The organism is Agrobacterium sp. B1(2019) (assembly GCF_008274755.1).
GTDB lineage: Bacteria > Pseudomonadota > Alphaproteobacteria > Rhizobiales > Rhizobiaceae > Agrobacterium > Agrobacterium salinitolerans.
This window is the reverse complement of the sequence record NZ_VTPB01000001.1, coordinates 1,963,311-1,987,824: the sequence shown is the minus strand read 5'-3', so window position 1 is coordinate 1,987,824 and position 24,514 is coordinate 1,963,311. Positions and strand designations below refer to the sequence as shown.

23 protein-coding genes and 1 pseudogene are annotated in these 24,514 nt (G+C 59.4%); 13 read left to right on the top strand and 11 right to left on the bottom strand.

Annotation, left to right across the window (positions count from 1 at the left end; translation table 11 throughout):
- Positions 1-19: 19 nt before the first annotated feature.
- Together AGR1_RS10000 and AGR1_RS30150 are read left to right on the top strand one after the other, a co-directional pair.
- Complete coding sequence (locus tag AGR1_RS10000) at positions 20-481, top strand: pyridoxamine 5'-phosphate oxidase family protein (protein ID WP_149146827.1); 462 nt, start codon at positions 20-22, stop codon at positions 479-481.
- Between the two features lie 120 nt (positions 482-601).
- Positions 602-673: pseudogene (locus AGR1_RS30150) on the top strand (ATP F0F1 synthase subunit B); the annotation flags it as partial.
- A 224-nt stretch (positions 674-897) separates the two neighbouring features.
- Here the strand turns inward: AGR1_RS30150 and AGR1_RS09985 are convergent.
- The 3 genes from AGR1_RS09985 to AGR1_RS09975 all read right to left on the bottom strand — a co-directional run bounded on the left by AGR1_RS09985 (position 898) and on the right by AGR1_RS09975 (position 4,303).
- Positions 898-2,073, bottom strand: a complete 1,176-nt coding sequence (locus AGR1_RS09985; protein WP_149146826.1) for a peptidase S41 — start codon at positions 2,071-2,073, stop codon at positions 898-900.
- A 72-nt stretch (positions 2,074-2,145) separates the two neighbouring features.
- Positions 2,146-2,808 (bottom strand): ribonuclease HII, encoded by a 663-nt coding sequence (locus tag AGR1_RS09980; protein WP_149146825.1) that lies wholly within the window; start codon positions 2,806-2,808, stop codon positions 2,146-2,148.
- 337 nt (positions 2,809-3,145) lie between these two features.
- Positions 3,146-4,303 (bottom strand): PA0069 family radical SAM protein, encoded by a 1,158-nt coding sequence (locus AGR1_RS09975; protein ID WP_187772104.1) that lies wholly within the window; start codon positions 4,301-4,303, stop codon positions 3,146-3,148.
- Positions 4,304-4,577: 274 nt separating this feature from the next.
- Between AGR1_RS09975 and AGR1_RS09970 the strand changes: the two genes are divergently transcribed.
- The gene (locus AGR1_RS09970; protein WP_080793164.1) at positions 4,578-5,096 is read left to right on the top strand and encodes a glycosyl transferase; all 519 of its coding nucleotides are present in this window, start codon (positions 4,578-4,580) and stop codon (positions 5,094-5,096) included.
- A gap of 13 nt (positions 5,097-5,109) precedes the next feature.
- Here AGR1_RS09970 and AGR1_RS09965 read toward each other — a convergent pair whose 3' ends face one another.
- Genes AGR1_RS09965 through AGR1_RS09955 form a run of 3 tightly spaced genes read right to left on the bottom strand, consistent with a single transcriptional unit; the run spans position 5,110 to position 8,233 of the window.
- Positions 5,110-6,543: an FAD-binding oxidoreductase gene (locus AGR1_RS09965; protein WP_149146824.1), complete on the bottom strand. Its 1,434-nt coding sequence runs from the start codon at positions 6,541-6,543 to the stop codon at positions 5,110-5,112.
- A 50-nt stretch (positions 6,544-6,593) separates the two neighbouring features.
- Positions 6,594-7,571 carry an L-threonylcarbamoyladenylate synthase gene (locus AGR1_RS09960; protein WP_080793162.1) on the bottom strand — a complete coding sequence of 326 codons (978 nt, stop codon included), beginning with the start codon at positions 7,569-7,571 and terminating at the stop codon, positions 6,594-6,596.
- A gap of 53 nt (positions 7,572-7,624) precedes the next feature.
- On the bottom strand, positions 7,625-8,233 hold the full coding sequence (locus AGR1_RS09955; protein ID WP_162927415.1) for a DUF6656 family protein: 609 nt from the start codon (positions 8,231-8,233) through the stop codon (positions 7,625-7,627).
- Positions 8,234-8,564: 331 nt separating this feature from the next.
- Here AGR1_RS09955 and AGR1_RS09950 point away from each other — a divergent pair, with 331 nt between their 5' ends.
- From AGR1_RS09950 to AGR1_RS09935, 4 genes are all read left to right on the top strand, one after another.
- Positions 8,565-9,809: an aromatic ring-hydroxylating dioxygenase subunit alpha gene (locus AGR1_RS09950; RefSeq protein ID WP_077983039.1), complete on the top strand. Its 1,245-nt coding sequence runs from the start codon at positions 8,565-8,567 to the stop codon at positions 9,807-9,809.
- 7 nt (positions 9,810-9,816) lie between these two features.
- The gene (locus tag AGR1_RS09945) at positions 9,817-10,899 is read left to right on the top strand and encodes a hybrid-cluster NAD(P)-dependent oxidoreductase (RefSeq protein ID WP_149146823.1); all 1,083 of its coding nucleotides are present in this window, start codon (positions 9,817-9,819) and stop codon (positions 10,897-10,899) included.
- Between the two features lie 184 nt (positions 10,900-11,083).
- Complete coding sequence (locus AGR1_RS09940) at positions 11,084-11,545, top strand: BA14K family protein (protein WP_080791254.1); 462 nt, start codon at positions 11,084-11,086, stop codon at positions 11,543-11,545.
- A gap of 223 nt (positions 11,546-11,768) precedes the next feature.
- On the top strand, positions 11,769-12,284 hold the full coding sequence (locus AGR1_RS09935; RefSeq protein ID WP_080791253.1) for a BA14K family protein: 516 nt from the start codon (positions 11,769-11,771) through the stop codon (positions 12,282-12,284).
- Between the two features lie 57 nt (positions 12,285-12,341).
- Here AGR1_RS09935 and AGR1_RS09930 read toward each other — a convergent pair whose 3' ends face one another.
- On the bottom strand, positions 12,342-13,337 hold the full coding sequence (locus AGR1_RS09930; protein ID WP_149146822.1) for a transporter: 996 nt from the start codon (positions 13,335-13,337) through the stop codon (positions 12,342-12,344).
- A 220-nt stretch (positions 13,338-13,557) separates the two neighbouring features.
- Here AGR1_RS09930 and AGR1_RS09925 point away from each other — a divergent pair, with 220 nt between their 5' ends.
- The 3 genes from AGR1_RS09925 (at position 13,558) to AGR1_RS09915 (ending at position 16,709) form a co-directional block, all read left to right on the top strand.
- Positions 13,558-15,342, top strand: a complete 1,785-nt coding sequence (locus AGR1_RS09925) for an acyl-CoA dehydrogenase (protein WP_149146821.1) — start codon at positions 13,558-13,560, stop codon at positions 15,340-15,342.
- A gap of 10 nt (positions 15,343-15,352) precedes the next feature.
- Positions 15,353-16,111, top strand: a complete 759-nt coding sequence (locus AGR1_RS09920; RefSeq protein WP_149146820.1) for a crotonase/enoyl-CoA hydratase family protein — start codon at positions 15,353-15,355, stop codon at positions 16,109-16,111.
- Positions 16,112-16,385: 274 nt separating this feature from the next.
- Entirely contained in the window at positions 16,386-16,709 is a 324-nt protein-coding gene (locus AGR1_RS09915) for a hypothetical protein (RefSeq protein WP_149146819.1), read from the top strand.
- Here AGR1_RS09915 and AGR1_RS09910 read toward each other — a convergent pair whose 3' ends face one another.
- Both AGR1_RS09910 and AGR1_RS09905 read right to left on the bottom strand, forming a co-directional pair.
- A complete protein-coding gene (locus AGR1_RS09910; RefSeq protein ID WP_149146818.1) occupies positions 16,710-17,960 on the bottom strand; it encodes a class I SAM-dependent RNA methyltransferase in 1,251 nt (416 codons plus the stop codon).
- Positions 17,957-18,709, bottom strand: coding sequence for a TlyA family RNA methyltransferase (locus tag AGR1_RS09905; RefSeq protein WP_149146817.1), 753 nt, complete (start codon positions 18,707-18,709; stop codon positions 17,957-17,959). The genes AGR1_RS09910 and AGR1_RS09905 overlap by 4 nt, the downstream gene beginning before the upstream one ends.
- A 268-nt stretch (positions 18,710-18,977) precedes the next feature.
- Between AGR1_RS09905 and AGR1_RS09900 the strand changes: the two genes are divergently transcribed.
- On the top strand, positions 18,978-21,011 hold the full coding sequence (locus tag AGR1_RS09900) for a methyl-accepting chemotaxis protein (protein WP_149146816.1): 2,034 nt from the start codon (positions 18,978-18,980) through the stop codon (positions 21,009-21,011).
- Positions 21,012-21,077: 66 nt separating this feature from the next.
- Here the strand turns inward: AGR1_RS09900 and AGR1_RS09895 are convergent, their stop codons facing one another.
- Both AGR1_RS09895 and AGR1_RS09890 read right to left on the bottom strand, forming a co-directional pair.
- A complete protein-coding gene (locus tag AGR1_RS09895) occupies positions 21,078-21,824 on the bottom strand; it encodes a polysaccharide lyase (protein ID WP_149146815.1) in 747 nt (248 codons plus the stop codon).
- A gap of 96 nt (positions 21,825-21,920) precedes the next feature.
- Positions 21,921-23,033, bottom strand: coding sequence for a hypothetical protein (locus AGR1_RS09890; protein ID WP_149146814.1), 1,113 nt, complete (start codon positions 23,031-23,033; stop codon positions 21,921-21,923).
- Positions 23,034-23,168: 135 nt separating this feature from the next.
- Here AGR1_RS09890 and AGR1_RS09885 point away from each other — a divergent pair, with 135 nt between their 5' ends.
- Complete coding sequence (locus AGR1_RS09885; protein ID WP_149146813.1) at positions 23,169-23,630, top strand: DUF995 domain-containing protein; 462 nt, start codon at positions 23,169-23,171, stop codon at positions 23,628-23,630.
- A 141-nt stretch (positions 23,631-23,771) separates the two neighbouring features.
- A complete protein-coding gene (locus AGR1_RS09880) occupies positions 23,772-24,227 on the top strand; it encodes a DUF995 domain-containing protein (protein WP_149146812.1) in 456 nt (151 codons plus the stop codon).
- The last annotated feature ends 287 nt before the right edge of the window (positions 24,228-24,514 follow it).

Sequence of the window (24,514 nt, the reverse complement as noted above, 5' to 3'; positions counted from 1 at the left end):
ATGGTTCGGGAGGAATGGCGTGAAAATCAATGAGGCGATCAGAAACGATCTTCAGAACTCGGTCTTATGCTGGCTGGCGACAGTCGATGATGACGGCACGCCCAGCGTGACGCCGAAGGAGATATTCAGCGGTCACGGCGATGAACATATTGTCATCGCTGACATTGCATCTTCGCACAGTGTGCATAACGCGATCGCCCGCCCGAAAGTTTGCGTCAGCTTTGTGGATGTGTTTCGACAGAAAGGGTTCAAACTCACCGGCAATGCCAGAATAGTGGCAGCCGACGACTCCGATTTTCAGGCCCTTGGTGCCGATCTCCTGCGGATGGCGGGTACGGATTTTCCGATACGGAATATCATTGCGGTCAAGGTCGAAAGCGTGTCCCGCATATGGGCACCGAGCTACAAGCTGTTTCCCGAACGCAGCGAGAATGACAGAATGTGGAGCGCTTATGAGACCTATGGGGTTCGACCTGTCTAGATCAGGCCGGGGCAGGAGGAGGCGACGGACACGATTGAGGTTTCCGTGATCTGCGTAAAAAGGCTTTCCCGCTCTGCCGGGTCAGCTTCTTTGAATTGTCCATCCCCTTGGAAATATTCGAGAATGACGGCCGCCGCCAAGGCTAAGCTTTTCACCGCCACAATTGGTGAAGTGAAGTCGAAGCTGAACTGAGATTTATCTCAGGCTATTTAGAGACACTCCAGCGAAAGCTGTGAGGGGTTTTTCGTTCGAGCTGGAAAGCTGGTCAGGAATAGGATGCCGCCTGCATTATGGAAATGCGGCATTCGCTCCGGCAGGCTTTCCTCGGCGCCGAAAGCCTCAACGTCCATTCCGTATCTGAAAGCATTTTCCGAGCGGGGGCAACCGTCAGTCGTGTGGACAGCACCGCCGTTCGTCTAATCGTTCAGCCTCTTTAGAACTTGTTGATAGAACGCGCCTTGTGCATTCTCAGCAGTAGATCTTACGACCCATTCCCAATCCATATTCAGTTTTCCCGCCGGGACCATTTGCCGCGCGATCTCAGCCGGTGTGGTTTCGTTGCTCGTTCCGTTCTCCCAATCGTGAAAAGCGGATGAGTATCGAACGACCGCTCCGCTGACAGGCAAATCGAGCAACCCTCCCTCGGCAAAAAAACTTAACCCGTCGCCCATTTCTTCGCCGACGAGTTTGAGCCTGCTTCCCAGACGATGTTTCAGGATGGCTACAAACACTATCGCTGCGGAAAACGTGAATTTGTCGACAAGCACAGCGACCTGCCTGCCAGCGTTTTCTGAGATGGCGTCGATCAAGGGCATCGTTTGAAGGAAGTCGCCACCGGTGTTTCCGCGAACGTCAATCAAGAGTTTTTTGTTCGGGCAGGTGCGTACATGCTCCGCTGCACCGGAGATGGCTTTCGGCAGCGTAGTTTCGCTTGGATCGAAGAAACTTGGCAATGATATTGAAAGCCCAAGCCCCTGCCGGTCCTCGATCTCCACAAATCGCTCGGGTTTCCAGGCCGGATCAGCCTTGCCATGCTCGTTTCTCGGGTAAAGCATCGGTGCAGGAACTGTCTGCACGTTCTCCAGTTTGAAATCGGATATCCGCCCATTCTCGTCTTTCACGCGATATTCGGTCGTATTCTCTTCTGAAGAAAAACCGAGTTGGGCCAATGCATTGGGCCATGCAAAAAGAATCGGTCCGATGACCCTTTTCCTCTGGCGCGTTCCTGCCAGAAATTTCTCTGCGGCAGCTTCAATTTGGCCCAAAGGTGTGCCGTTGACTGCTATCAGTTCTCCTCCTGGCACAGTTGTTTCCAGCGCCGTTTCAGTTAACTGCACCGCCGTCCCGACGCTCACGAACCTCAGCGGGAGCACCGAGATGCAATCGTTCGGGATCAGCCGTGTATGTCCGTTGTCGGGAAGTGCGAGCAGGCGCATCGCGGAAAACAGAAAGGCCTCTTTGGAGCCCTCCAAAGCATATCGTCGAGTGTCACAAATGCAGCTGTCTATTTTCGCCTGTTCGATCCTCCGAAAGCTGGGATCGGTTGGCAGGGCAGTTTCCAGAATTTTCTCAAGGTCTTGCGTCAGGGACATGATTTACGGTGTGCATAATTGCTCGTCGATGTCCAGATCGGGTCAACAGCGGACGTTCTGATTGAAACGCCTTTACTTGTCATCAATTCGTTTCAGCGGCCGAAAACTCATCCGGTGCAGCGGACAAGGCCCGTGGCTTTCGATGGCACGTAGATGGGCCGGCGTACCGTAACCGGCATGGCCCTCAAAGCCGTAGGAGGTGTGCACCACGCTGGCGCGTTCCATCATCCGGTCGCGGGTCACCTTGGCGACGATCGAGGCGGCGGCGATGGAGAGGGAGCGGGAATCGCCCTTGATGACGGCCCTGGATTCGCAGGCGATGCCCGGCGGGCGGTCGCGGCCGTCGGCCAAAACGAGGGCAGGGGAGATTTCGAGGCCCAGCACGGCGCGGCGCATGGCGTCGAGGCTGGCGCGCAGGATATTCATGGTGTCGATCAGGCCGGGGCCGGAGGAGGCGACGGATACGATCGAGCTTTCCATGATCTGGACGAACAGGCTTTCCCGTTTCTGCTTCGTCAACTTCTTGGAATCGTCCATGCCCTTGGGAATATTGTCCGGATCGAGAATGACGGCTGCCGCAACCACCGGTCCGGCAAGTGGCCCCCGGCCTGCTTCATCCGTGCCGGCCACGGGCCAGAGGCCCTTTTTTTTGGCTTCCAGTTCGAACGAGAAGTCCGGGCCTGTATCGGCAAGATCAAAAAGAGCAGGAGAATCGGGTGTGGCGGTGCGTTTCATGCGGCGAAACTCGCATACACACCCGATCTCCTGCAAGCCCCCGGAAGCGGGCGATGACAGGCGCGGTGAGCCGGGGTCAAGGGGCGTGGCTCACCGTGCCCCTGAGGTCATCATGACCTTTGATCCTCCAACGGGGCGGCGGAGGAAAAATGATCGCACGCGAGGCGGCGGTTCCGGGGGCAATGTCCGGCAGGCCAGGAAAAACCCGCCGGGCATTTCGTGGGAGTGTGGCCGGTCTGTAAAAGACGCCGCCACTCCCTGTCATATTCTGCCTGATATCGCCGCACGTTCCGTATGGTGCTTCGATCAGGCGGAGTTCTTTTCAGCATTCGGTCTTTCAAAGCAGCGACAATTGCACACCTGCACCGCCCGGCGGCACGAAGAGATCGTCGCGCAGATGGATGCCACGGCGGATGAGGCCAAGCCTTTTTGTCGCCATCTCGAAACGCCGGCCGATCTGCCAGGCATAGGGGCCGGCGCCCTTCATGCGTTTCCCGAATTCCGCGTCATAGTCTTTGCCGTCACGCATGGAGCGCACCAGCGACATGACATGGCGGTAACGGTCCGGATAGTTGCGCAGCAGCCAATCGCGGAAGAGAGGGCTCACCTCCAGCGGCAGCCGCAAAAGCACATAAGACGCTTCTGTCGCTCCCGCTGCCTTGCCGGCCTCCAGAATACGCTCGATTTCATGGTCGTTGAGCGCCGGAATGACGGGCGCCATCATCACGGCCACGGGAATGCCGGCCTCGGTCAGCGCCTTGACGGCTTCCAGCCGCTTCTCCGGCGTGGCGGCGCGCGGTTCCATGTTGCGCGCGAGCTTCCGGTCCAGCGTGGTGACGGAAATACCGACCTTGGCGAGCCCCTTTTTGGCCATGGGCGCGAGAATATCGATATCCCGCTTGATCAGCGCCGATTTGGTGACGATGGCGACGGGGTGATCGGCCTTGGCCAGCACTTCCAGTATCTGCCGCATGATGCGCCATTCGCGCTCGATCGGCTGATAGGGATCGGTATTGGTGCCGATGGCGATCACCCGCGGCTTGTAGCCCGGTTTCGCCAGCTCCCGTTCCAGCAACTTCGCCGCATCCGGCTTGGCGAAGAGCTTCGCTTCGAAATCCAGTCCGGCCGAAAGCCCCATATAGCTGTGCGTGGGACGGGCGAAACAATAGATGCAGCCATGTTCGCAGCCGCGATAGGGATTGATGGAACGGTCGAAGGGGATGTCGGGCGATTCATTGCGGGTGATGATGCTGCGCGGCTTTTCCACCTGCACCTCGGTGCGGAATTCCGGCATGTCCTCGAGAGTCTGCCAGCCATCGTCGAAAACCTCGTGCTGCAGGGTCTCGAAGCGCCCATCCGGGTTCAGCCCGGCGCCACGGCCGCGACGGCGGTCGATCTCGATGCGCAGGCCGGATGCATCGGCCAGCGCATCGGCAATATCCGGCATATGGCTTGGCTGGAAGGCAGCCTGCCCCGAAAGCGTATGGTTTCTCATCTGGATGCTCCCAGGACGCCGCACGCCTTTCGAGGCACGCTCAACGCCCTAAACCGTTTCCATCCGGACAGGCTTTCAACCGCCTTCCGAATGATTAAATTCCTACATCAGGAATGAGAACAATACAAGAACAAAATTGTAAATTCGGCTCGTTCTCCAGAGATGGGCGCGGCCCCGTCCGGAGACTGTGCGGCGGGTGGGCAAGAACAGCCTTGGATTTTTACAGCGATGAGCATAGTGGCAATTTATTGTGCGATGCGTTAGAGCTATGCAGATGTTGACAGTCATAATGGAATGCCGGGATCACGAGCCGGAACTGGCGCACACATTGTCTGCGCTCGTCACCGGGGCCGTGGAAGGGCTTGTAAGCGATGTTGTGATCCTCGATCACGGTTCGCGCGATGGATCGTCGCGCGTCGCCGATGCCGCCGGCTGCCGTTTTTATGGGCAGTGGGACATCGAAGACGTGGTAAAGTCCGCACGCGGCGGCTGGCTGCTTCTGATTGAGCCCGGCGCGCGCCCGCAGGCGGGCTGGATCGACGAGATTCTCGAATATGTGGCGATCTGTGCACAGCCGGCCCGCTTTTCGCCCTCGCGCTATCACCGGCGCAATGTCCTCAGCCGTATGCTGCGACGTATTCCGCCATTGGAACATGGGTATCTCCTGCCAAAGAAGCATGCGGTGTCGATTGCGAAATCGGGCATGAGCCTGACGCAATTTGTCGGTGCGCAGAAACCGCGTCGGCTGAATGCGGAAATAGTGCCCGCCTGGGCGTTGCGGCCAACGGCCTAAGCTTGAGGCCGCTTTACCCGGCCAGAACCTTGCCGGGGTTCATGATGCCGGCGGGGTCGAAAGCGTGTTTGATGCGCCGCATCAGATCCATTTCGATGCCGGGGCGGATGGCCGCCAGCTCGTCGCGCTTTAATTGCCCGATGCCGTGTTCGGCCGAAATGGACCCGCCGAGCGACAGCACGATGCCATGCACGATCTCGTTCATGTCCCGCCAGCGGCCAATGAATTCGGCCTTGTCGGCTCCCACCGGCTGGGAAATATTGTAGTGAATATTGCCATCGCCCAGATGTCCGAAGGCGCAGATGCGGGCGCCCGGGATGGCGGCAAGAACCGCCTTTTCCGCCGTCGCCATGAATTCCGGTATTTTCGAAACGGGCACGGAAACATCGTGCTTGATCGAGCCGCCTTCGGGTTTCTGCGCCTCCGACATGCTTTCGCGCATATGCCAGAGCGCCTGCCGCTGCGCTTCGGACGCGGCGATCACCGCATCCTGAACCAGCCCGGCCTCAAAACCGCGCTCCAGCAGCGATTGCATCATGCTATCCGCCGTCTCGGCCGAATCGGAGGTGGAGATATCGATGAGCGCGTACCAGTCATGCGGCTGTTCCAGCGGATCGCGCACGCCGGGAATGTGACGGGCGGTGAATTCGACGCCGATTCGCGGCATGAGTTCGAAGCCGGTCAGCGCCGTGCCGCAGAGGTTTGAGGCCATCTCGAACAGCGTCAGCGCGTCTTCGGTGGAGGTGAGCCCCGCAAAGGCCACCTGATGGCCGAGCGGCTTCGGAAAGAGCTTCAGCACCGCGCCGGTGATGATGCCAAGCGTGCCTTCGGAACCGATGAAGAGATCGCGCAGATCGTAACCCGTATTGTCTTTTTTCAGCCGACGCAGCCCGTTCCAGATTTCACCGGTCGGCAGCACCACTTCAAGCCCAAGGCAGAGCTGGCGCATATTGCCATAGGCGAGCACCGCCGTGCCGCCGGCATTGGTGGCGAGATTGCCGCCGATGCGGCAGGAACCCTGCGAACCGAGCGACAGCGGGAACATCCGCTCCACAGAATCAGCAGCCTTGTGAATGTCATCGAGAATGCAGCCGGCATCGGCGACGATGATATTGGCGACCGGATCGATATCGCGAACGCGGTTCATGCGCTCCAGCGACAGGATGATGTCCGTTCCTTCGGCGCGCGGTGTCTGTCCGCCCACGAGGCCGGTATTGCCGGTCTGCGGCACGATGGCGGTGCCGGTTTCGCTGGCGAGCTTCAGGATGGCGGCAACCTCTTCAACCGAAGCGGGCTTGATGAGCAGCGGCGAGGCGCCGCGATAAAGCCCGCGATTTTCCACGAGGCGCGGCGCCATTTCCGCCGGGTCGCGGACCGCGTTCTTTTCGCCGACAATGGCGGTAAAGCGGTCGAGGATGTCGGAGGAGGGGATGGCGCTGGTCGTCATGGGCGGCGTCTCGCTGGCTTTTGAAACATGGGCGAAAGGATTGGGCGCCGTTAGCCTCGCGGCGCGGCGGCGCGGGACAGGCGGTCGTTGATCGCCTCTCCGAGGCCATGGGTGGGAATGGCGGTGATGGCTATCATGTCTGCGCCGCTTGCATCGGCGGCTTTCAGATAATCGAACAGATTGGCGGCGGCCTCGGCAAGATCGCCGGAAGGGCTGAGATCGAGCACGGCGCGCGCCGTTTCTTCGCCGGCAACGGCGACGCCGCCGAAGCGGATCAGCGCTTCACCTGGCCGAACCGATGTGGCGTTAAGGCGCACGGCCGCACCCGGCGCGTAATGCGAGGCCAGCATTCCCGGCGCTTCAATGGCGGCGGCGGCTTTTTTCGGCCGTTCGAGCCGTTTGCCGGCAATGCGCTCTATATCCGCGGTGACGATGCCGCCGGGACGAAGCAGCCGCACCCGGCCATCCTCTTCCACCTTGACGATGGTGGATTCGACACCGACGGCGGCCGCGCCGCCATCGAGAATGAGATTGATCTTCTGGCCGAGATCCGCCTCCACATGGGCGGCGCTTGTCGGGCTGATCTTGCCGGAACTATTGGCGCTGGGGGCGGCCAGCGGCCTGTCGAAGCGTCGGATCAGATCGCCGGCAAAACCCTGCGGCACACGAATACCGACCGTATCGAGCCCGGCCGTCGCCAGCGAATGAATGTCGCTTCCAGCCTTCACCGGCAGCACCAGCGTCAGCGGCCCGGGCCAGAAGGCCTCTGCGAGCTTCAGCGATATGGGATCGAAAACCGCATAACGTTCGGCCATGGCGATATCGGCCATGTGGCAGATCAGGGGGTTGAACTGCGGCCGGCCTTTCGTCTCGTAAATGCGGGTAATCGCCGCCGGATTGGTGGCGTCGGCGGCAAGGCCATAGACCGTTTCCGTTGGCAGGGCGATGGGCTGGCCGGCGGCAAGCTCCGCCACGGATGCCTGCAGGGCCGTTTCCCGCTCTTTGTCTATATCGATATGACGCGCCATGATGCTGCCTTTCAGGGCGGTCAATAGCGTATTTCAGAGGCCTATGGAAAGTTTTATATCGCCTTGATGATCCTGCGCATCTCCTCGGACCGCGCGCCAAGCATCAGCACGTTTTTCAGCGCCACGCGTGGATCGTGGGTCTGGAACAGCAGTCCGCCGCGATGAACGGAGGTGTCGACGGCGATCTCCTTGTCGGGAAGCGCGTTGATGGCGACGGCGAAATACATTCGCGAATAGCGCGCATCGATATTTTCGAAGAAGTTTTCGGCCCCGCTCAGCTCGGCGAAGAAATTCGCGAAATAAAAGGACCAGAGCACATGGCGCTCGGCATCGAAGCTGGTTTTCGCCGCCGTGACGTGACAATAGCCGAGATGCGGCCGGTCATTGAGCAGATGGTGAAAAACCATCTTCGGAAAACGGATGGACTGGTGAAAGCCGTTCAGACGGCTGTGGGTGGCGTCGGCGGCAGCTTCCAGCTTTCGCCCCGTCAGAGCAGCCACTTCGTCATGGCTGTAATAGGCTCGTTCTTTCGGCAGCCATCGCTCTTCATAACGGCTGATGCGCCCTGTCCGCAGAAAATCGGAATGTGCGGTCTTCGAGCGTATCGGTGCGACCGAATGCCTGCTCGCATCGAAATAGCGTATGCGTGTCGCCTTCTCCACCAGGAACACCCTCGTTGCTGCGGTCCGGCAAGATAAATTGGGGCGCGTTAATACTCCGTTGCGCCGCATCCCCCGTTTTCTTACGGGTGGGGAGTAAAGAGTGCGGTATTATGCGTCATATTGCGACGTCGTTGCAGGCGCCAAATAGCTGTCGGATTTAGCAGTGGAATGGCTTGTGGCGGCGGATTGCGCATGTCGCAATTTGTCGCCAATGCGGAAGCCGATGTCGCTGTCTGTGCTGCCGCAAATGACCGCCGGTGTTTAGATGAGTACATGCTTCCGCAACCCCGCAAATGGTGTCGGGCAGGGCGGTTTGATCGAGGATTTGGCCATGGAATTGCGTGATACCGTATTGCGCCAGCTGAAAAACCGCCGCGAAGGCTTCAGCCTGGAGCAGCCCTTCTACACGGACCCGGATTATTTCAAGCTGGACATGGAAACCATCTGGTATCGCGACTGGCTGTTTGTCGGCCATGATTGCGAAGTCCAGAAGTCCGGCAGCTATTTCACCGTGCAGGTCGGCGCTTATTCTGTGGTCATCGTTCGCGGCCGTGACGGGCAAATCCGCGCCTTCCACAATTCCTGCCGCCATCGCGGCTCCCGCGTCTGCACCACGCAGAAGGGCCAGTCGGCCCGCCTTGTCTGTCCGTATCATCAGTGGACCTATGATCTCGACGGCAAGCTGCTGTTTGCGCGCCATATGGGCGAAGAGTTCGACAAGGGCGATTTTGGCCTGAAGCCGGTCGCCTGCGAAACCGTCGCCGGTTACGTCTTCATCTGCCTTGCCGATCAGCCGGCCGATTTCGAGCCGATGCGCAAGGAAGTCGAGAGCTACATGGCCCCGCACCGTATCTGGGAGGCGAAGGTCGCGCATGAGAGCACGATCATCGAAAAGGGCAACTGGAAGCTCGTCTGGGAAAATAACCGCGAGTGCTACCATTGCGCCGCAAACCACCCGGAACTGTGCCGCACCTATCCCGAAAACCCGAGCGTGACGGGAACGGACGGCGGCGCGAGCGATCCCGAGATCGGCGGCCACTGGGCGCGCTGCGAGGCCGCCGGCCTGCCGAGCCGTTTCAAGATCGACAAGAACGGACAGTTCCGCGTCGCCCGTATGCCGCTGATCGGTGAGGCGGAAAGCTACACCATGTCCGGCAAGCCCGCCGTGCGTCGGCCGCTGTCTGATGATGTGAGCATCAGCCATATCGGCGCGCTGTTGCTGTTCCATTACCCAACGACCTGGAACCACTTCCTCGGCGACCACACCATTTCCTTCCGGGTGCTGCCGCTCAGCGCCACGGAGACCATGGTCACCACCAAATGGCTGGTGCACAAGGATGCCGTCGAAGGCGTGGACTACGATCTCGAAGACCTCACCCACGTCTGGAACGAGACCAACGATCAGGACCGCCGCATCGTCGAGGAAAATGCCTTCGGCATTCGTTCCCCCGCCTATGAGCCCGGCCCCTATTCCATGGAGGACGAAGGCGGCGTGATGCAGTTCGTCAACTGGTATTCCGATTTCATGATCGACCGGCTCTCGGGCGACAAGTCCCGGCTTTCGGCTGTAGCGTGATGCGAAGATGAATATGGTTGTGACCTATAAACATATTGATGAGATGAAGCCCTGGAGCGACAAGCTCCAGCTTCTGGAATGCATCTCGGTGACGCCCGAGACGGCTGATGTGATGACGTTTCTGTTCCGTTCGGAGGATCAGAACTGGTTCCGTTATCTGCCGGGCCAGTTCGTCACGCTGGAATTGCCGGTGGGCAAGGAGCCGCTTTACCGCACTTACACATTGTCCTCCAGTCCGTCGCGGCCCTATGCGCTGTCGGTCACGGTCAAGGCGCAGGCCAACAGCATCGGCACGCGCTGGATGTTCGACAATCTGAGGCCCGGCATGAAAATCCGGGCGCTCGGCCCGCTCGGCGACTTTTCCTACGTCAAGCATCCCGGCGACAAATATCTGTTCATCTCGGCAGGCTCCGGTGTCACACCGATGATGTCGATGGTGCGCGACATGAGTGACCGCGCACCGCAGAGCGATATTGCTTTCATCAATTGTTCGCGCACGCCCGGCGATATCGTCTTCCGTCACGAACTGGAATATCTCGCCCGGTTCATGCCGAACCTGTCGCTCGGCTTCATTGTCGAAAAATGCGGCCGCACCGATCTGTGGTCCGGGCTGAAAGGCATGGTCGACAAGGCCAAGATCGCGCTGCTGGCTTCCGATTTCATGGAGCGAACCGTCTTCTGTTGCGGCCCGGAACCGTTCATGGCGGCGGTCCGTTCGATGCTCGACGCATCCGGTTTCGACATGGGGCGCTATCATCAGGAAAGCTTCGCGCCGGCTGCGCCGGTCACCGTTGGTGAAACCGTACTTACCGGTGCGGATGGCGAAGCGCTGTCGATGGTGGGTTTCACCCTTTCCGGAAAAGAGATGGCCTGCCAGCCCGGCCAGACGGTCCTGATGACGGCGCGCGCCGCCGGCGTCCGTATCGGGGCGGCCTGCGAATCCGGCATCTGCGGCACCTGCCGGGTACTGAAGCTTTCCGGCGAGGTGGAGATGAACCACAATGGCGGCATTCTCGACGAGGAGATCGAGGAAGGCTATATTCTCGCCTGCTGCTCACGCCCGTTGACAGATGTGAAGGTGGAGGCCTGACGCCAGCAGGCGTTTCAAACCTCCTTCATTCACCCGATGGTTGTCATGGAACCAAATTTCCCTAAATTCGTTTGCACGTCATCGAATTCTTTTCGGGCATAGAGCGGGGGCGAACCTTGATCTCCGACAAGAGCGAGTGAGTGAAAAGGCGCGGTCAACGCGCTGAAGCAAATGGAGGAAGGTCATGATGAATTTCCGGAGAACGAGTGTCGCGACAGCGATTGTCGTATTCCTGACCAGCTTTACCCCATCGCAGGCGTTTCAGGTGCCCGTTCCGGTGACGAAGCCGGCTGTGGCGACTGAAAATGTGGTGCCGGTGCAGTACCGCGAATGGGATCGTCGCCGCCATTGGGATGGGCGACACATGCGCCGCCCGCCGCCGCATCGAAACGGCTGGTACAATGGCCATCGTGGTTATCGCGATCGCCGGCCGGGTTACCGCTACCACAATGGTTACTGGTTCCCGCTGGCAGCCTTTGCGGCAGGTGCGATTATCGGCGGCGCCATGCAGCAACCGCGTCCGGCCTATGGCGGCAGCCATGTGGCTTGGTGTCAGAACCGCTGGCGCTCGTATCGCGCCTATGACAACACCTACCAGCCGTATAACGGCCCGCGCCGCATATGCGTGTCGCCTTACAGCCGCTGATGACGGTTTTTCGAAAGCCCGGATTAATCCGGGCTTTTGCTTTTGCCGCGCCGCTGTCGATAAACGAAGCGTGATGACGCCGTTAATGCTGGGTTCAGGCGCAAACGCCTAGCCTGTATTCCGTAAGTTGCAGCCAGATGAAACAAACTGGCCCAATGAGAAGAAAAAAGTGTTATTATTCACGGACAACGGCCTGTTGACCGTCGTGGATGGAGGAAGTCAGATGAAAAGCTATATGAAGAATATCCTGGCTGCCGGTCTTTCTGCAATCGTGGTTGCAGGAGCGATCGTTCCGGCGGAAGCGGCAATGCCATTGCCGACCGCGCCGAAGAGCGTCGAGACCGCCGGCAGTGATGCCGGCAAGAATATCGTGAACGTGCAATATTGGCGCGATCGCGACCGCTGGGGCGATCGCCGCGGCTGGTATCGCGGTCATCGCGGTTATCGCGAATATCGTCCGGGTTACCGCCACCACGACGGCTACTGGTTCCCGCTTGCAGCCTTTGCGACGGGCGCTATCATCGGCGGCGCATTGTCGCAGCCGCGTGAAGTCTACCGCCCGGTTCCGGAATATCGTCCGCGCCCGGTCTATCGGGAACACCGCCCGATCTATCGTGGCGGTCTGAGCCAGGCGCATGTGAATTGGTGCTATGGTCGCTATCGTTCCTACGATGCCCGCACCAACACCTTCCAGCCGTATCACGGCCCGCGCCAGCTTTGCTATTCGCCTTATAGCTGATGGCTTGCCAGGCTAAAATTGACAGAGCCGTCCGATCATACCGGGCGGCTCTTTGCGTTACAGGATTCGCGCGCGCTTCAGCACGAACCAGGCAAGCGCCACCGAAATAACGATGAAGATACTGGCCGACAGCGTGCCGCCGGTGCCGACGGTAAACGGCAGTTCATCCGTATTCATACCGAAAAAACCGGTCACCAGCGAGGGCGGCAGCAGGAACGCCGTCATCAGCGACAGGATATAAAGGTGTCGGTTGGTTTCGGAGGAGAGCTTGGAATCGATTTCCTCATGCAGCAGCCTTGCCCGCTCCTGCAGGGCGTAGACGTCGTGATCGACAGCCTCCAGACGGCCCATCAGGCGTGAGGCGACATCCTCGAAACCATCCGGCATCTCATCATCATCGGCGGCCGAAGCTCGCCGCATCAGGGTCAGCACAGTGCGCAGATGCCGGTGCAGGCGAACCACCGTGCGGCGCAGCGGGGCAAGACGCCGCCGTTCGTCGCGTGTCTCGCTGTCATAGACCAGATCTTCGATGGTGTTCAGCTCCTCCGTCGTCTCCATCACCAGATTGATGAGGGAGCGCTGGAATTCCGCCACCAGCCCCTCGAAGACATGCGACGGCGTGAGGTAGCGGTTGGAATTCTTGTCGACGGCGGCCTTCAGCCGGTCCACCGAATGCAACGGCTGCAGGCGGGTGGTGATGATGAAACGGTCACTCACCGCAAAATGCAGCCAGCCGAAATCGCGCGTTTCCTTGTCGAATTCCCGCTGGAAATCGACCAATGTGCCATAGAGTGATTTCTCATCGACCACGATGGAGGGATGCGTCTCATGGGTGGTGAGGCTTGCGCGCGCCGCCGGGTCGAGGCCGTTGATGGTCTCGAGAAAACCCGCCACACGCTGATCCGCAAGGTTGAGGTGCAGCCAGAAGAACCCGGCGCAACCGGCCATTTCATCAAAGCCGGCATCGGGCGCAAGCCGGCGGCACGGGGCTGTGCCGGGCTGGAATTGATAGGCCCAGACAAGGCCCGGAATAACGGGTGTAACGAGATCCATCGTGGCAGTCCTGACCGGCTGGATGGGAGGAGGGAGGCGTCCGTCGTTCCGGTATGGGAGCGGCGGCGGCGAGGCGCCTTTCACCGCATGCTGAGCAAATTCATATGACAGTTTTATAACAAGCCTGCCGAAATGACGGGAATTTTCAAATTGACGTTTACGTAAAAATCATTTAGCCCGAAGGCAGTAGCAAGATGCCAGAGCTTCGGGAGGAGGCAGCATGTATAGCGCGCCGGTGGACGATATCGCCTTTACACTCAAACATGTAGCGGGTCTTGAAGACGCGCTCGCGACGGGTGCGCTGGGAAACCTTGGGGAAGATCTGGTCGATGCCATTCTGCACGAAGCCGGCCGTTTCGCCACCGCAGAGGTCGCACCTCTCGCCGAAATCGGCGATCGCCAGGGCGCAAAGATAACCGATGGTAAGGTGACGACACCGGATGGCTGGGCCGATCTTTACCGCCGCTGGGCGGAAGCGGGCTGGAACAGCCTGACGGCGCCGGAAGAATTCGGCGGCCAGAACCTGCCGCATATGCTGAATGTCGCAGCACTCGAAATGTGGAATTCCGGCTCCATGGCCTTTGCGCTGGCCCCGACGTTGACCATGGGCGCGGTGGAAGCCCTTGTCGCCCACGGCAGCGATGACCTCAAGCGCACCTATCTGCCGAAACTCGTCTCCGGCGAATGGACAGGCACCATGAACCTCACCGAGCCGCATGCGGGTTCGGACCTCGGCGTCCTGAAGACCCGGGCGGAACGCAACGGCGACGGCACCTACCGCATCTTCGGCCAGAAGATTTTCATCACCTGGGGTGAACACGACGCGGCGGACAATATCATCCACCTCGTTCTCGCTCGCCTGCCGGATGCGCCGGCCGGCACGCGCGGCATCTCGCTGTTCCTCGTGCCGAAGTTCCTGCCCGATGAGAACGGCGCACCGGGCAGTCGCAACGATCTTTTCTGCCATTCGCTGGAACACAAGCTCGGCATTCACGGCTCGCCCACCTGCACGATGATCTTCGGCGATGGCAAATTCGGTGACGAAAAGGGCGCGCTCGGCTGGCTGATCGGCGAGGAGAACAAAGGTCTCGCCTGCATGTTCACTATGATGAACAACGCCCGCCTTGCCGTCGGCATGCAGGGCGTGGCGATCTGCGAAGCGGCGACCCAGAAGGCCATAGAATATGCCAGGGAGCGCACGCAGGGCAAGGCGCCCAGCTGGCAGGGTTCCGGCATGAGCCCGATCATCGAACATCCTGATATCGCCAGAACACTTCTGACGATGAAGGCGCTCACTCAAGGGTCGCGGGCGATTTCCTTCAGCTGCGCGCATGCCATCGACATGGCGCATGCGACTGAAGACGCCCGGCAGCGCGCTCACTGGCAGGAGCGCGCTGCCCTTTTGACCCCGATCGCCAAGTCCTTCTCCACTGATGCCGGCGTCGATGTCGCCTCCATGGGTATTCAGGTGCATGGCGGCATGGGCTTTATCGAGGAAACGGGTGCTGCGCGTTATCTGCGCGATGCCCGCATCGCGCCGATCTATGAAGGCACCAACGGCATTCAGGCCATCGATCTGGTGCTGCGCAAGCTGCCGCTCTCCGAAGGCGCACAGGTACGCGGTTTCATCGCCGAACTGCGTGAGATCGCCGCCCGCACAGCCGCGTCGAACCGCGACGATCTCGGCGAGACCGGCCGTTATCTCGACGCCAGCCTTACCGATCTGGGCACGGCGACGGACTGGCTGCTGGACCGCATCAAGGGGGGCGAAACCGAAACGGCGCTCGCCGGCGCGACACCCTATCAGCGCCTCTTCGGTCTGGCGCTCACCGGCGCCTATCTCGCCAAGGGCGCATTGGCTGCCGTCGATGATGGCAGGGGCGGACATCGCGCCGCCCTTTGCCGGTTTGCAGCGGAAAACCTGCTGGCGGAAACGACGGCGCTGAAGGACCGCGTTATGGCCGGGGCGGCGAGCCTTGCCGCCGCCCGCACCGTATTGGTTTGAGGAGGCTCAGATGTCGGACGAACACATTCTCGTCGAGCGCGTCGGCCATGCGCCGGAAGTCTTGACCATCCGCTTCAACCGGCCGGACAAGAAAAACGCCATCACCGATGCCATGTATCTGCGCATGGCAGACGCCCTGCACGCCGCCAATGCGGACCCGGAAATCCGCGTCGTTGCCTTTCTCGGCACGGAAGGCTGCTTCTCCGCCGGTAACGACATGGCCGATTTCCTCGCCTTCGCCATGTCGGGCGGCAAGGGCAAGCTTGCCGCGCTTGAGCTTCTGAAAGCACTCGTCGCCTTCGAAAAGCCGATGGTCTCCGGCGTCGACGGGCTCGCCATCGGCATCGGCACGACGCTGAACCTGCATTGCGACCTGACGGTCGCCTCCAGCCGCAGCCTGTTCAAGACCCCATTCGTGGATCTGGCGCTGGTGCCGGAAGCGGCCTCCAGCCTGCTCGTGCCGAAGCTCATGGGACACCAGCGCGCCTTTGCGCTGCTTGCCATGGGCGAAGGTTTTTCCGCCGAGCAGGCATTGCAGGCCGGAATGATCTGGAAAGTTGTCGCCCCTGAACATGTGGAAAGCGAAACGCTGGCGCTCGCCACCCGGCTTGCGGCCAAACCGCAGCAGGCGCTGAAGATCGCCCGCGATCTGGTTCGCGGCAATCGGGACGATCTTCTCACCCGCATCGAAGAGGAAGGCCGCCATTTCATCGCGCAGCTGCAAAGCACCGAAGCGCGCGCTGCCTTCGAGGCATTCATGCGCCGTTAAGTGCCGCGGGAATCGGGAAGCCTGCCGCTTGTTTCTTCTCCCCGCCGGGGAGAAGTCCGCGGCAGCGGGATGAGGGGGCGAGGGTAAAGATATTAGGCAACTTAGCCCCCTCATCCGACCCTTCGGGCCACCTTCTCCCCGGCGGGGAGAAGAAGCCGGCGGCATCGTCGGAAGTTTGAAGCCACTGTGCTTGCGAAGGCGGATTATGTATGGTCGATCAAATCGGTCCGACCAAGACCGGATCGTACAAGCTCTACGCCCGAAGGCCACCCGCATGCGTCACGTCGTGTTTGCCCTGTCCATCTTCCTCTGCGCCGCCACTGTCACTGAAGCGGCGGCTATAACACGCCCCCAGGTGGTTTCCGCCGGCAATGTCATTCTGGCGCAATCCGTCATTACCGAAGACGATGACTCGGATTATTATTCCGGCCGCAACCGCGACCGCCAGCGCCGCGCCCGTTTCGTCTGCGTCATCACTCCGCCGGAGAGCGCCAATCGCCGCCGGCCCTATATCTGCCCGCTGGAACGCGGCCGTGTGGGCGGCGCCTGCCGCTGCTCGGGCGTGGTCGGCAACGGCACGGTCGATACGGCCTGGTGATTATTTCTCCAGCGTCGCCACCGCTTCCACATGCGGCGACCACAGGAACTGATCGACCGGCGTGACACGGATGATGCGATAGCCGCCTTCCGTGAGGATGGTAAGATCGCGCGCAAGCGTCAGCGGATTGCAGCTTACCGTAACGATCTTCTTCACCGTGCTGCGGGCCAGTTCCTTGCACTGGAATTCCGCACCGGCGCGCGGCGGATCGAACACGACAGCGTCGTAATTCTTCAGTTCGCTTGTCATCAGCGGTCGGCGGAAGAGATCGCGTTTCTCGACGCTCACCGGTTTGAGGCCCTGTGTGTTGCGGGCGGCGAAGTCCAGTGCCTTCAGCGGCTTTTCTTCCGCCTCCACCGCATGCACCTTGCCGATGCGTGCGAGCCTCAGCGCGAAGGTGCCGGAACCGCAGAAAAGATCGGCAATACGTTTGGACTTGCCGACATGGGCCAGCACCAGCTCGGCCATGGCGTCTTCCGCCTGCTTCGTGGCCTGTGTGAAACTGCCAGCAGGCGGGGAAACCGCAACGCCACCGAACTCGATGATCGGCTTTTGCGGTTCGATCAGAATTTCACCTGAGAGCGAAACACGGGCAATACCGCGCATGGCAAGCACCGTTTCCGTGAGTGTGCGCCGCTGCTTGTCGCTGACCGACTTGATGCCTTCGACCGAAATATCGAGACCCGAGAGCGTTTCGAGAACGGTGATGCGGAACGGTTCGGCATTCGCCACCATGGAAAGGCCGATGGCGCGGATGGCATCGAGCCGCGAAACGATGCCGGGCGATGTGACCGGACACTCCTCGATGGCGACGATGTGATGGCTGTTCGCCTGGCTGAAACCGAGCAGCAGGCCCTTTTCCGTCTTGCGGGCGGCAAACACCGCACGACGGCGCTCGCCGGGGCGACAGATGACGAGATCGTCGACCGGCGGCGTCAGGCCCTTCGATTTCAGCGCCGAAACCACCAGCTCCCGCTTGTAGGCGTGGTAAGGCTGATCGGCGAAATGTTGCAGGGAACAGCCGCCGCAGGTGCCGTTCTTGCCATCGGGACCGAAGTGGCGGCAGGCCGGTTCACGGCGCTCCGCCGAGGCTTCCGTTATCGACATGACGGTGCCGTGATCCTTCACCTTGGCGATGGCCACTGTTTCTCCAGGCAGTGCGAAGGGCACATAGACCGGGCCGTCGGGACAGTGCGCGATACCGTCGCCCTGCGCGCCGAGGCTCTTGATGGTGACGGTCTGTGTGCTCATGGCTTTTCGCCTCCGAGAAGAAATTCGATATTGCCGTCGCCGCCGGAAATCGGCGAGGGAATGAGACCGAGGCTTTTCCAGCCCATGTCCTCGGTCAGCCAGCGCTCCAGCTCGGCGGCTACGGCAGGCGCCGTTTCCGGTTCTTTCAACAGCCCGGCCTTGCTGATGGCGTCGCGCCCCGCCTCGAATTGCGGCTTCACCAGCAAAACCGCGAGAGCACCAGGCTCAGCAAGCTCGAGTGCCGGCGCAAGCGCGAGCTTCAGCGAAATGAAGGAAACGTCGGAGACGATGAAGCCGATGGGCCGGTCATCGATATCCTCCGCCGTCAGGAAGCGCGCATTCAGCCCTTCCAGATTGCTCACGCGCGGATCGTTCTCGATCCTTGCATGCATCTGTCCGTGGCCGACATCGATGGCAGTAACGTGTCTGGCGCCACGTTCCAGCAGCACCTCGGTAAAACCACCCGTCGAAGCGCCGACGTCGAGACAGTCATGGCCCGAAGGATCGAGCCGGAAATGATCGAGCGCGGCCACGAGCTTCAGCGCTGCGCGGGAAACATAGGCCTGTGCCGGGTCGCTGATGGCGATCGCGGCATCGCTGGCGACGGTCTGGCTCGGTTTGGTGATGGTCTTGCCGTTGACGCTCACGGTGCCGCGCGCAACCGCGTCGCGTGCACGCGAGCGGCTGGCGAAGTGGCCGAGCGACACAAGAAGCTGGTCAAGCCGTTCATTTTCAGATGTTTTGGACATGGTCCCGTGTCAATGACCGCCAAACCCCGCCGATGCAAGCGATTTATCGCGAAAAGGGACCGGCGATGCCCGCCGCCGTCCATGGATGTTGCACCGCAAAGTCAGAATGTTCGATTAATCCAATATAAAGGCTTGTATATCACTTTGTGCCCACGGCCCGTGCGGCCACCGGAACCCGCCATGATGGCATCTTCTCCCATTCACAAAATTGCGGCCGTTGCAGCGCAGACGCTTGCTTCGAGGCATCGGGTCGCCGAGAGAGTTTGCGATGTCGCTGAAAAACCTCCCCATTAACCTGAAGCTTATAGCCACCTTCTGTGCCTTGATGAGCGTGTGTCTGCTCGCTTCCGCGGTCGTATTCTGGCAGACGCTGGGGAGCGAGCGAGTCGCGATTGAGAACAATCGCACCAACAACATCATGCACGCCGTGGATGGTGCGACGGCGGCCATGCTGGAGCAGGCCGTTAACCAGCGCGGCTTCCTGTTGTTTCGCAGCGATAGCACCTATAGTGATGTTTTCGCCCAGCGCGACATCATGCTGAAGAAGCTGAATGAGGCGCGCATTTTGGCCGCCAGTGAGCCCGAAATTCTGAAATCCATTGACGATATGGAAAAATCGGCGACCGTCTTCTTCAAGGAACTGGCGGAACCGCAGATTGCGGCGCGCAAGGCGACCGAAGCGCCAATTTCCGACATCATCGAGATCGGCCGCAATCAGGCCAAGGGCCAGCTCGACGGCTTCCGTGCCTCCGCCGCCAAGATCAAGGAGCAGCTGAACGGCCTGTCCGCCGCTTACGCCGCAGAACAGCGGGCAGCCGCACTGCACCTCAAATATGCGCTTCTGGGCGGCGGCGCGGTTGCCGGTCTTCTGGCCGTCGCCCTTATCTGGGCGCTGTCGCGTTCCATCGTTACGCCCATCGTCGGCATGACGGCGGCCATGAGCCGGCTTGCCGATGGCGATCTGACGACGGAAGTACCCGCCACGGATCGGGGAGACGAAGTGGGCAAGATGGCGAAGGCAGTTCTTGTCTTCAAGGAAGCTGGTCTTGAAAAGTCCCGCCTTGCCGGCGAGACCGATCGCATGCGCTCTGCGACAGAGGCTGAACGCCGCCGCAACGAGGAAGAAAAGGCCAAGGACGAAGCCGCCAGCTCTTTCGCCAGCGCCGAGCTTGGCAAGGGCCTTGCCGCTCTCGCGGATGGCGATCTCTCCTATCGCATCGAGACGCCTTTTGCGCCCGCCATCGATCCGGTTCGCGTGAATTTCAACAGCGCCGTCGAAAAACTCCAGCAGGCGCTGCGCACCGTCGGTGAGAATGCGGCCGCGATCAATGCCGGCGCTTCGGAAATGCTCTCCGCCGCCGACGATCTGTCGCGCCGCACCGAACAGCAGGCGGCCTCCATCGAGGAAACCGCCGCAGCGCTCGAAGAAGTCACCACCACGGTGCGCGACAGCGCCCGCGGCGCGGAAGATGCCGGCAATCTGGTCCAGCGCGCCCGCGCCGGTGCGGAGAAATCCGGCGTCGTGGTCCGCAAGGCGGTTGCCGCCATGCGCGAAATCGAGAAATCCTCGGGCGAAATCGGTAACATCATCGGCGTCATCGACGATATCGCCTTCCAGACCAACCTGCTGGCCTTGAACGCCGGCGTGGAAGCCGCCCGCGCCGGTGACGCCGGCAAGGGTTTCGCCGTGGTTGCACAGGAAGTCCGCGAACTTGCCCAGCGTTCCGCGAACGCCGCCAAGGAAATCAAGACACTTATTAGTGCCTCCAGCCAGCAGGTGGAAAACGGCGTCAATCTGGTCGATGAAACCGGCAAGGCTCTGGAGCTCATCGTGGCGGAAGTCGAAGAGATCAACGCCCATGTCAGCGCCATCGTCGTCGCTTCCCGCGAACAGGCAACCGGCCTGCAGGAAATCAACACGGCTGTGAACACGATGGATCAGGGCACGCAGCAGAACGCCGCCATGGTGGAACAGCAGACCGCCGCCAGCCATTCGCTGGCGCGCGAGGCGGAAGCGCTGAACGGCCTGCTCGGCCAGTTCAGGATGGGCGGCGCGCGCGCTGCCGTTGCCAGTGCCGGTAACAGTGTCGGCGGCTATTCCGCTCCCCGCCAGTCTTCGGCAAAGCCCGCCTTTCAGCCTGCGCCGGCCGCACCGGTCCGCAAGGCTCCGGTAAAACCGGCCTCCGCAACGGCACGACCGGTAGCATCGCCGGCCCGTGCGCTTGGCCAGAGCCTTGCCCGCGCCTTCGGCGGTGCGGCCGAAGCGCCGGCCGCCAAGGATCAGGACTGGACGGAGTTCTGAGACGGGTTTTGACCTATCAAGAGAAACAGACTGTGGGGCGCTTCTGCGCCCCATCTTATGCAAGCCCTATTTTCTCTCCACTTCAGCCCTCGCCACGCCGCGATTGATATTACGGTACCATGCTACAAGTGTCGGATACGGCTTTTTCGCGCGACTCACAAAGCTCCGATAGATGCCGTACTTGAAGTAAACTGGCTGATCCCGATCGACATTCGCGCCAGTAAGATTGACCTTTTGCCGTCCATCCACCCACACTTTTATAAAGCCGTCGTTTTTCCTTGACCATTTGGCGTGAACGACGACATCCGTCCATTTGCCTTTCATGGCCGCAGTCGATTTTAACCTGATGTTCTTGAAGGCCCCAATGGGTTTCATAGGGTTGCCCTGCCTTCGGGATGGATCGCCGAGTTCAAACTCATAAGTCTGGTCGTCGAGTTGAAACAACACCGGAGGTTTGCCGTCACCCTTCTGATGAAATTGCCCCAGCTTTGTAGTGAGTCGCCCGGTTGATGGCCAATCCGATGGTAGGAACACTGAAAAGCTGTACCAGAACTCCGATCCAACCCTGGATGCGGGCAATTGTTCTGATTTTTCGACACGCTCCCGGTCGGCTCGGCAATCGCCAGTCGATTGTGGGCAATCGCCGGAACGCAATTCGAAGCGCTCCGCAACCGATCCATCCGGCGCCCGCGATTGAGAATTTGCGTAAGATTTACCGGCCGTTTGAAGATCAAAACTGCTGAACCCTCCAGCACGGACGTTGTACGAGGGTAGGAGGATCGAAAAGGCCAGAAAAAAGATGAAATGCTTCATCGGCGTCTCCGTGAAGTAGGGTTTTCCAGATTGCAAGCATATCGCATAGACGGGGCTCGGTGCGCGCGTCCCAGCTGGGAGGGGTGGTGACAACTGTCAGCCGAAAATCCGCAGCAGCGCTTTCAAATCCGACTGGCTTCCAACGCCGGTCTTTCTGAATATGGATTTCAGTTTCTGGCGACTGTTTTCGTAACTGATCCGATTGGCCGACGCCGCGTCAGCAAGCATCAGTCCCGCCGCCAAGGCCTTGCACAGGCCAAGCTCCGAGCGTGTCAGGCCATAGGTTCGAACAAGAATATCGCCATCCAGCGTCTCATTTTGCGATGTCAGCTTTCGCATCTGCACAAGGAACTGATCACGCCCTCTTGCCAATAGAAATCCCGAAAGCTGGGGCAACTGGTTGACGACGATCAGCCATCGGTCGTTTTCCGCTTGCATCACCAACTTGGTGGCGAAATCACGGGGTCTGTTTCTGAGGCATCTCGTGAGAGAGGCTGTCACGGACGGTGTGGCAAAGGAAATCGTGTTGTGCCGGCATCCAACAGGAAAATCGCGAACAAATGCTTCGGTCGCAGCCTGATTTGCTTCCCTCAGCTTCAACCGGTCGTCAACGACAAAAGCGATGACGTTTCCGAGACTGACAAGCGCCGATTTCGCGGCGATCCTGCCCGAGGTGTCCCGGACATAGGTTGCTATTTCCAGTGCGTTCGTCAGCGAGCGGCGCGTATTTTGCATCACCGCTTCCAATTGCCAATCATAGGTTGACGATAGGCTGGCGGAGAAGTGAATCGGCAGGTAAATAACCTCGTCGTCTGCCACTTGCAGACGGAGTCCTACCGCTGCGTCAAAGTCTCCGACAGCTTTCATCCACTCATTGTAGAACCTGCTTCCATAGTACTGCCTTGCGGGATCGTCTCTTTCAGCGACAATTATAGACCCGTTTCTCGCGCCCTGCCAAAACGCACGCCAGGGATTGATGTTGCTATAATGGCTGAGAAAGGAATTCAGGTGGCTTTCTTCCAGTTCAGAGCAAACGGCGTAGTTTAAGTCGGAATTTCTGAAACTTTGACTTATGAGTGCTGAATAAGAGCCGGGAAAAGCTTTCGTGAAGTTTGTACACACATTCTTCCACGAGCTCGCTCCTACAGCCGCCGCTTGAATGGAAGAGGATATTTCATCGGAAATTTCTAATAATCTATTCGAGTTCATATCTGCGTTCCTCGAAATCGGCAGAATGACGCTATGATATAAACCTAGATATCTCAAAAAACGCTCCCGATTGGGAGTGTCTGCTTTGATTTTTTCACTGCTAGACTTCCTCATCGCAATCTGGAGGAAGTCGAAATGATTATACCGAGATCGATTATTATTTTTACTGCAATCGGTTGTTTCTCTGCAACGGCCTTGGCCGACCGGCTTCCGAAGGATGCCGTGAAGCTGACACAGGCGGAGGCGCAGGCTCTTTATGCCGGGAAATCCAGTGAGTGGAGCCGCAGCAACGCTTACTTCTCTCCGGATGGAAGCTATTTCATCGTCGGTAAAAGCGGGAATTTTGCCGGCCAGGGAAAATGGTCGGCGCGCGAAAACGAGGTATGCGCCGAATTTCAGGGAAAGAGCCTCAAGGAAGGGAAAATCCACACCGGCAAAGATTGCTGGACCTGGTACAGGCAGGGCAAAAAATACTGGGCGCTCTGGAGCGGGGAAAAGGACAAAGTCGGCGGCTATTACGACGGCGAGCTGAAAAAGTTGTCGAACGGGGACAAGGTCACCAAGCGTTACCAGGAGATCATGGCAAAATCGAATTGAAGCGCAGTCTATGCAGGCGGAAGGATGCTGGAGAGCAAAAGATAAAGAGTCATCCGCAAACGGATAGCGTGCCCAAATGTATGGGAACCCGCTTTTTTCAAAAATTTATATTTAAAAATAGATAGTTAGGTGGAGAATAAAATGAAAATACATCCTTTTATTTTTGTTATTGCGACCTTTCTCTTCGGGGGCATGGCCACTGCGGACAATCTTCCTCAGCAGGCGGTCAAACTGACGTCGCAGGAGGTTGTGGCGATCTATTCTGGTAAAACGATCGAATGGCGCCGAAGTCGTGCTGTCTTCTCGCCCGATGGCACGTTTCTGCTCGTGGGGAAAAACGACGAATCCGTCGCCAGCGGAACATGGTCTGTCCGCGAAAATGAACTTTGCACAAGTTACGAGCTGATGGACCTCAAAGGCAGTTCAACCAAAAAAGGCAAGGATTGCTGGGCGTGGTACAGAGAGGGTAAAAAATACTGGACGCTCTGGAACGGCGACGAAGACAAGGGCGGCGGTTATTACGATGACGAGCTAGGAAAACTGTCGAAAGGCGATCAGGTCACGGCAATATATCAAGAGCTTATGAAGTCGAACTAAATCTGGAGAACCTGCAAATGCGAATGTTTTTGCGGTCCTGATTTCCGTCCTGGCGAGTTCCACGGCTACCTATGCGGAAACGCTTTCCGCCGACAAGATCAAGAGCGACGTCATCGGCAAAATCATGTGCGCCGACACGATATCAGGAAGAGCCTGGGCGCGTCACAATGCCGATGGAACCTTGCAGATCATCTCCGGCCCGCATCCAGCGAAGGTTTTTGCGGGAATCCGTTGTGCCGGCGTTCGTAAGACCATGGCTTCCGATTTTCCGGTGATGGAGTATGCGG

Coding starts and splice junctions, on each gene's coding strand:
- AGR1_RS09985 (WP_149146826.1), bottom strand. CDS start 2,073: ATGTCCCTGACGCAAGACCTTGAGAAAATTCTGGAAACTGCCCTGCCA.
- AGR1_RS09980 (WP_149146825.1), bottom strand. CDS start 2,808: ATGAAACGCACCGCCACACCCGATTCTCCTGCTCTTTTTGATCTTGCC.
- AGR1_RS09975 (WP_187772104.1), bottom strand. CDS start 4,303: ATGAGAAACCATACGCTTTCGGGGCAGGCTGCCTTCCAGCCAAGCCAT.
- AGR1_RS09970 (WP_080793164.1), top strand. CDS start 4,578: ATGTTGACAGTCATAATGGAATGCCGGGATCACGAGCCGGAACTGGCG.
- AGR1_RS09965 (WP_149146824.1), bottom strand. CDS start 6,543: ATGACGACCAGCGCCATCCCCTCCTCCGACATCCTCGACCGCTTTACC.
- AGR1_RS09960 (WP_080793162.1), bottom strand. CDS start 7,571: ATGGCGCGTCATATCGATATAGACAAAGAGCGGGAAACGGCCCTGCAG.
- AGR1_RS09950 (WP_077983039.1), top strand. CDS start 8,565: ATGGAATTGCGTGATACCGTATTGCGCCAGCTGAAAAACCGCCGCGAA.
- AGR1_RS09945 (WP_149146823.1), top strand. CDS start 9,817: ATGAATATGGTTGTGACCTATAAACATATTGATGAGATGAAGCCCTGG.
- AGR1_RS09940 (WP_080791254.1), top strand. CDS start 11,084: ATGATGAATTTCCGGAGAACGAGTGTCGCGACAGCGATTGTCGTATTC.
- AGR1_RS09935 (WP_080791253.1), top strand. CDS start 11,769: ATGAAAAGCTATATGAAGAATATCCTGGCTGCCGGTCTTTCTGCAATC.
- AGR1_RS09930 (WP_149146822.1), bottom strand. CDS start 13,337: ATGGATCTCGTTACACCCGTTATTCCGGGCCTTGTCTGGGCCTATCAA.
- AGR1_RS09925 (WP_149146821.1), top strand. CDS start 13,558: ATGTATAGCGCGCCGGTGGACGATATCGCCTTTACACTCAAACATGTA.
- AGR1_RS09920 (WP_149146820.1), top strand. CDS start 15,353: ATGTCGGACGAACACATTCTCGTCGAGCGCGTCGGCCATGCGCCGGAA.
- AGR1_RS09915 (WP_149146819.1), top strand. CDS start 16,386: ATGCGTCACGTCGTGTTTGCCCTGTCCATCTTCCTCTGCGCCGCCACT.
- AGR1_RS09910 (WP_149146818.1), bottom strand. CDS start 17,960: ATGAGCACACAGACCGTCACCATCAAGAGCCTCGGCGCGCAGGGCGAC.
- AGR1_RS09905 (WP_149146817.1), bottom strand. CDS start 18,709: ATGTCCAAAACATCTGAAAATGAACGGCTTGACCAGCTTCTTGTGTCG.
- AGR1_RS09900 (WP_149146816.1), top strand. CDS start 18,978: ATGTCGCTGAAAAACCTCCCCATTAACCTGAAGCTTATAGCCACCTTC.
- AGR1_RS09895 (WP_149146815.1), bottom strand. CDS start 21,824: ATGAAGCATTTCATCTTTTTTCTGGCCTTTTCGATCCTCCTACCCTCG.
- AGR1_RS09890 (WP_149146814.1), bottom strand. CDS start 23,033: ATGAACTCGAATAGATTATTAGAAATTTCCGATGAAATATCCTCTTCC.
- AGR1_RS09885 (WP_149146813.1), top strand. CDS start 23,169: ATGATTATACCGAGATCGATTATTATTTTTACTGCAATCGGTTGTTTC.
- AGR1_RS09880 (WP_149146812.1), top strand. CDS start 23,772: ATGAAAATACATCCTTTTATTTTTGTTATTGCGACCTTTCTCTTCGGG.